Source organism: Mesotoga infera (assembly GCA_011045915.1).
GTDB classification, from domain to species: domain Bacteria; phylum Thermotogota; class Thermotogae; order Petrotogales; family Kosmotogaceae; genus Mesotoga; species Mesotoga infera_D.
Genome location: DSBT01000199.1, coordinates 1 through 2,852 on the forward strand (window position 1 = coordinate 1; position 2,852 = coordinate 2,852).

Below are 2,852 nucleotides of genomic sequence, written 5' to 3' on the forward strand. Positions count from 1 at the left end.
ATCTTTATTACGGTTTTTCTGGGGGCAAGGCTAAATGTAGTGAAGTCTCTAGCTCTTGGAGGAAGCGGCAACGACGAGGCAAGCGACGTTAAGATTCTCGTAGATGGAAGCGTTGCGATTTCAGGGTACACAGACTCTTCTTCTGGAGGGATTGTTACTACACACGGTCAGGAAGACTTCCTTATTATGAAACTTGACAGCGACCTGGAAGTTCAGTGGTGGAAAACCTTTGGTGGAAGCAAGAGAGATATTGCTGAGGCAATAGCCCTAACTGCTGACGGGGGATTCTTGCTGGCAGGTCTGACGGAATCTGCAGACGGTGATGTGACCAATAACAACGGTATTGGTGATTTCTGGGTAATCAGGCTTTCGACAGAAGGTGAACTCATCTGGGAGAGAACACTTGGAGGCAGCGGGCAGGATCATGCATACGATGTACTTGAGAAACCTTCAGGCAATATTCTGGTTGCAGGATACACAAGATCTGCTGACGGAGATGTCTCTGGCTATGATTGGGGAGAAGACTTCTGGATAGTAGAACTGGATTGTGAAGGCAATATGGTGTCTCAATGGGTAGTTGGCGCCTACAGATCTGAAGATTGCGCGCAGAGGCTTTACCTGGGAGAGGATGGGTCAGTCTATGCAGTCGGCTATTTTGCGTACAGAGACTGTGGAATAAGCTGCAACTACGTGGACAACCAGATGTCGATCTTGAAGATCTCGGCCGCTGGGGAAGTCGAATGGTTTGATCAGTTCGGAGGTCAGTGGTTTGAGGATGGCTTCGATATAGTCACAGAGAGTGATGGCGGTGCCATAGCCATCGGTTCACAGGATGCCGGGGTATCACTCTTTTCGAATGGACTTGGTGGAAAGGACTTCTGGGTCATTTCGGTCGATGATGAAGGTAATGAGCTGTGGAGCAAGAATTACGGCGGGAGTTTCACAGACGTTGCGCGCTGCATAGTTCTTACAGATGATGGGAACTTAATTGTCGCTGGGCAGACAACTTCTAACGACATCGATGTTGAAGAAAGTTCCGGCATGAATGATGCTTGGATCATCAAACTGGATTCTCTAGGAGGGATAATAGATACTCTATCTTTCGGTGGGTCCAGGGATGATGTCGTCAATTCAGCTTATCTTGAAGGGAACAGGATCATATTTGCCGGGTATTCCATGTCCTATCAAGAGGGCGATGCAGATAAGGGAGAGAAAGATCTCTGGCTGTTTGAAGCAGTTAACTAGAGGACTGTTAGCCGTTGTATTCACAGTCGGGCAGTACTCCTTTTATCTGCCTAACATGAAGCCTTTCGGGAGTTCTCACGTTTTCAACGGGAATTCGAGAGAAACCCGTCGCCAGCTTTCGTATTGAGTGAAAAGCCTTCAAAGACTTCTGAAGAGCCGATCCTTCTGTCGAAAATTACGCGTCTATTTCTACGTCGATAATTCTGAATCTCATAGAGATTAGAGTGGCGTTCTGCTTGTCGTCACTTTATGGTCTCACCAGGATCTGTGCTACAATCATCTTGAAGCGCCTCTGCTGTTTACGGAGTGTGAGCTGTATGGGTCTTTATGCGATAATTACCGCCGATATCATCCAATCAAGGAAGCAGGAGATTCCGGTGGAGAGTATTCGGAATTCGATTGATGGTTTTGGCTCAGAGTATCTCGCAAAGCCATTCGCCATATCTAGAGGAGATGAGATTCAGGGTGTATTGTCTGAGCTGGGGACTCTACCGATGCTTGTGCGCAGGTTGAGATACATTGTGCGACCCTTCAGGCTAAGAATTGGGCTAAGCATTGGTGAAATTGACAAGAGAGAGCTGGAGAAGGCGGTATCTTCTTGGGATTTGAGCGGCGGGGTCTTCTTCGATGCGAGAACGGCGCTTGATAGTGCGAAACAGAGCAAGATCTCCAACACTTTCTTCGTTCATGACAACGAGGTACTGTCAATTGCCATGAACACCTCTTTATCTTTGCTTGAAACTGTTGAGAGGAATTGGACTGAAAAGCAGTGGGAAGCCGTTCATGTGTATGAGACCGAGGGGACCTACGATAAGGCGGCTAAAGCTCTGGGAGTGACAGCTCCGACCGTGCAGGAACACTGTGAAAAGGCAAGCTGGAGTGTGGTAAGGACTGCCGAAATGGGGTTGTCGAAGTTGATCGATTTGACGCTCGGTAATTAGATAGTTCTGCCTTATATTTATGAAATAATGCTTTTGAACCTTATTTAAGTGAAATAAGGCCCTTTGACCTAATAATGAGTAAATTCGAAGACAAAAGCGCATCTAATGTAATTTTGACGGAGGCCGATATGACAGGATTAGTGATACCTCTAGCGCTTTCGGTTCTGGCGCATGTACTTGCCGATTTCTTGTTTCAGACAGACAAGATGGTGAACGAAAAGAATAATGTTCAGATGAAGGGATTTTTGAAACACTGGTGCGTTGTGTTTGTGACTCTTCTGGTTCTTATGCTTCCCTTCAAGCTGACCGATGTGCTTATGTACTGCCTTGTGCTTTCCCTCTTTCATATACTGATAGATGTGTTCAAAGCTCAGATCGAGAGAAAGCGAGGTCCAGCAACGAAGTTTATTATGCTAATTGTTGACCAATTCCTGCATCTGGTGCTCATTTCTTTCCTCTTGCCGATTTCCAGCTTCACCGTTTCAAGGAGCTTCTCGAGCTTCATTGAGTGGTTCTCCATACATACGGGGCTAAACCTATCCTCGCTTCCGGTTCAAAGAATTCTCTTGATAACAATTGTCTACCTATATGTTCTCTTTGCCGGAGCGGTCTTCATAAGAAAACTCTTCGATCTCATCTACAAGAATGTACCGGACTATCTTCAGA

2 protein-coding genes are annotated in these 2,852 nt (G+C 46.4%); both read left to right on the forward strand.

Features of this window, described 5'->3' with window-relative positions; translation table 11 throughout:
* Positions 1-1,562: 1,562 nt before the first annotated feature.
* Positions 1,563-2,186 carry a hypothetical protein gene (locus ENN47_07240; protein ID HDP77961.1) on the forward strand — a complete coding sequence of 208 codons (624 nt, stop codon included), beginning with the start codon at positions 1,563-1,565 and terminating at the stop codon, positions 2,184-2,186.
* Positions 2,187-2,314: 128 nt separating this feature from the next.
* Positions 2,315-2,852: DUF3307 domain-containing protein (locus ENN47_07245; GenBank protein HDP77962.1), on the forward strand; the 538-nt coding region annotated here is incomplete at its 3' end.